The sequence below is a fragment of the Moorena sp. SIO3B2 genome, from assembly GCF_010692525.1.
GTDB classification, from domain to species: domain Bacteria; phylum Cyanobacteriota; class Cyanobacteriia; order Cyanobacteriales; family Coleofasciculaceae; genus Moorena; species Moorena producens.
Genome location: NZ_JAAHHE010000202.1, coordinates 1 through 3,488, shown reverse-complemented (window position 1 = coordinate 3,488; position 3,488 = coordinate 1). Strand labels below are relative to the sequence as shown.

Annotated in this window: 3 protein-coding genes; all 3 read right to left on the bottom strand. The window is 43.5% G+C overall.

The annotated features are described in order from the left end of the window. Positions 1–443: 443 nt before the first annotated feature. Positions 444–677 (bottom strand): pentapeptide repeat-containing protein, encoded by a 234-nt coding sequence (locus F6K38_RS27550; protein WP_287358245.1) that lies wholly within the window; start codon positions 675–677, stop codon positions 444–446. Positions 678–820: 143 nt separating this feature from the next. After that, on the bottom strand, positions 821–1,819 hold the full coding sequence (gene cofG, locus F6K38_RS27545; RefSeq protein ID WP_287358255.1) for a 7,8-didemethyl-8-hydroxy-5-deazariboflavin synthase subunit CofG: 999 nt from the start codon (positions 1,817–1,819) through the stop codon (positions 821–823). A 285-nt stretch (positions 1,820–2,104) separates the two neighbouring features. After that, entirely contained in the window at positions 2,105–2,782 is a 678-nt protein-coding gene (locus F6K38_RS27540) for a helix-turn-helix transcriptional regulator (RefSeq protein ID WP_008185536.1), read from the bottom strand. Positions 2,783–3,488 lie beyond the last annotated feature (706 nt).

The following is a 3,488-nucleotide window of genomic DNA, read 5'->3' as shown; positions in this document are numbered from 1 at the left end:
ATTGATATTATCTAGAATACTCACCCATAACCAAAATGTTTTTTTTTGCCCACCCTACAACCTACAAGTCAGTAGGGTGGGCAAATTGATATTATCTAGAATACTCACCCATAACCAAAATGTTTTTTTTTGCCCACCCTACAACCTACAAGTCAGTAGGGTGGGCAAATTGATATTATCTAGAATACTCACCCATAACCAAAATGTTTTTGCCCACCCTACAACTCTGAAGAATAGGGGATTCTGATTCCAGAAATTTCAGGGAAATATGACCAGTTCGACAGAAAATGTGACTTGATAATACTGAGAGGTTGTCTGAGAAGTTTCATTTGTTACATCCAAGCCCCCTAAATCCCCCGAGCGAGCAATCCCTCGCTCGGGGGACTTTTAGAAGCAAATTGACTCTTGTTCCCCCCAAAGTTGGGGGGCTAGGGGGGCAAAATTCAGTATAAAAAAACTTGGGAGATATCCTCTGAGAGAAGTAATGAAAATCCCAGTAAAATAATTACCCAGTAATACTGTAATCCACTCCTAGCATGGCTAAAGGTCGCTCCTTTCAAAAGAGCATTGGTGAAGTCTACACCTCGAAGGTCAGCGTGGTTAAAGTTTGCTCCTGTAAGGTTTTGACCCTTAAAGGAGCGACCTCGGAGATTTTGGCCAGAGAAGTCGGATAACATAGTTGCTACGTACTTGTTGAGCACACTTCCTGTTTGACATCAGGCTTGTCGGTCAATCGTTTCACCTCTGACGAGACGAAATTATCGGAATCTTGGTTCCAGCTTGTGTTAGGACAAGAGGTCTAGCAATTATCTATTACCAATTACCTATCACCAATCCGCCATCTCTCAACCACTTGTCGCAATCTCGCAGGTAACCAACTGTCATACTTAGGATAAACTGGCAAACGCGCTACTAACGTCCATCCAGCTGGTTCGATCACTTCGCGCAATCGATAACTATGGGGATGAGGATAATCGGGATTCACCTCATCCTTGGGACTAATTCCTCCTAAATCCCGTGCGCCAGCCTCCAAACACGCTAATAGAGCAGAAGACTGTTGAGGCAAGTTCCCAACAGTATCAACTAAATTGGGAGGAATTTGGATAGTAATATCCAAGGGCAAAATCTGACGCGCCTTCCGAATCACTTTTACCAGGTGATTAAGACCGAAAGACTGACTATGAAAGATTTCTGTAGTGCCCTCACTGTAAGGTTGCAGGATGACCTCTTGGATATGACCATACTCACCATGAATTTGTGCGATCGCATTTAAACTTTCCCACCAATCCTGCTCAGTTTCACCAATGCCAAACAACAAACCGGTCGTAAAGGGAATCCCCAATTCTCCCGCCCATTGCAACTGTTGTAGTCGCACCTCTGGTATCTTACTGGGAGCATAGCAGTGAACGGTTTTGAGCAACTCCGGTGTTAATTGTTCCAACATCAACCCCATAGACACATTCACCTGCTTGAGTCGCGCCATCTCCTCCCAACTCAACGGTCCAACATTAGTATGGGGCAAAAATCCCAGAGACAAAGCCAGGTCACACAAATCATAAATTAGTTGAAACCAAGCCTTGCGCCGTGAAGACCTAGGATGAACCTCACCACTAAGAATCAGAATTTCACAAACACCCTGACACTGAAGCAACCTTAACTGATTTTCCGCATCCTCCACACTCAACCAAGGACTGCTCCCCGCTTCCGCCCGAAAATTGCAGTAGCTACAGCGATTAAAGCATTCGTAAGTGGGTACCAAAGTGTAGGCAGGGCTGTAGGTAATGATTTGGGAATCAGATTGGGAATCAGAAACGTCCATAGCAACAAACACCCGTCAAAAGAGTCCTATGATAATTGTTAATTATCAAGTAACACTTTAAGCATTCAGCGGTCAGCGGTCAGCGGTCAGCGGTGAGCTAAAAGCTCACGCTACTTGAGGTGCGGTCAGTTGGCCTTGGGCTGATAGCACCTCAAGTAGCACCATCTGTAGGGCATAAGCACCTCAAGTAGCGTGCGCATTAGCTGATAGCTGATAGCTGATAGCTGAATGCTTTCTTCCCTACTCCCGATTCCCTACTCCCGATTCCCTACTCCCTACTCCCTATTAGCTACTAACTAATGCCTGTTGTTTAGCATAAATATTTTTCAGATGCTTCTTAACAGTATTGGTAGTAATATAAAGCCGAGCTGCAATTTCTTTGTAAGACATTTTAGCTTTCTTAAGCAACCAAACTTCAGCTTCTCGGTTAGTCAATCCATATTTTTTAGCATCAGTAATAGCAGCATTATAGTAAGAATGATGGCGATTTTCTAGAGTTACTAACAGATATGGTTCTGCTTGATTATCCAAAAATAACCATCTGACCCTAACTCGAAATGTTACTGAATTATCCATTTTGATTTCCGACTCAAGAATCATTTTCTGCCCAGAAAACCAATCGCGACTATCAATTAACCCTTCGCACACTCGCCAAATTGACTCAGGGATAGAACTCATCTGTGACTTATCTTGACAGAGTTGACGACAAATGCTAAGCCCACGTTCATTAGCATGAACCCACTTTCCTTGAGACGTCAGAATCAAGACACCGTCAACAAACCCTTCAAGAATAGCTTGTAGGAGGAATTGAGAGTTATTCGATGGTAAACTAGCAATTTTAGACTTATTTTCCGAATGACTGAGCTGATTGGCCTTCGGCCACACTACGCGATTGGCCTTCGGCCACGCTACGCGATCGAAACCTTTGACTTGGTAGTTAATCTGGGACTCTAAGCTATACATGTTGAATCTCCTTCAATACCCATAACTCTCCGAATTACCCAAGAACTCTATACAGAGATGGCTGAATTGAGTAACTCGTTCTGGCTTACTGATACAGTCATTTTTATAGGCGAACTCCTGTAGCTACAATGAGCAAGCTACAGATTTCCCAAATTCGTTGCATTTGTTTGCAATCAAGGGTAGCCAGGTGAAGGGACCCGAAGGAAGGTGATGTTGGGTGCATCTCAGTTTTGAAAATTTTGCTAGTGGTGCTATAGGGGGGGCTTCATTTTTCGCCTCTTAGTCAGGGTTATGTTGCTGCCCGTAACGCACCACCGTGTCAAACAGCAAAAATGAGATGCACCCGGTGAAGTTTTTCGACAGTTATGGGTTTTTTATTTGTTTTGTGGCTTAAAAATCCGAAATTATACTGTTTAGGGGTGTTGCTCTATATATATCTCTCTATAAATACGATTAGATCACGGCAATGTGTAGAAATCGTGAATGGGCTAGCTAAGCCAAGTCATGAAATGTAAGCATTCAGCCCTCAGTAGTCGGTCTAACTGCCCACCCTAGGATTAATCCTAGTGATTAATCCTAAATCTGGTCACGAAAGCGATCGCACTTTTTTTATTAAGTAATGTTAAGTATTAGGTGGGCAGTGCATCACACAGATAATCAAGCTTGAAAAGCCCTTTGCTAGGCACTGCCCACCCTACGATTCATC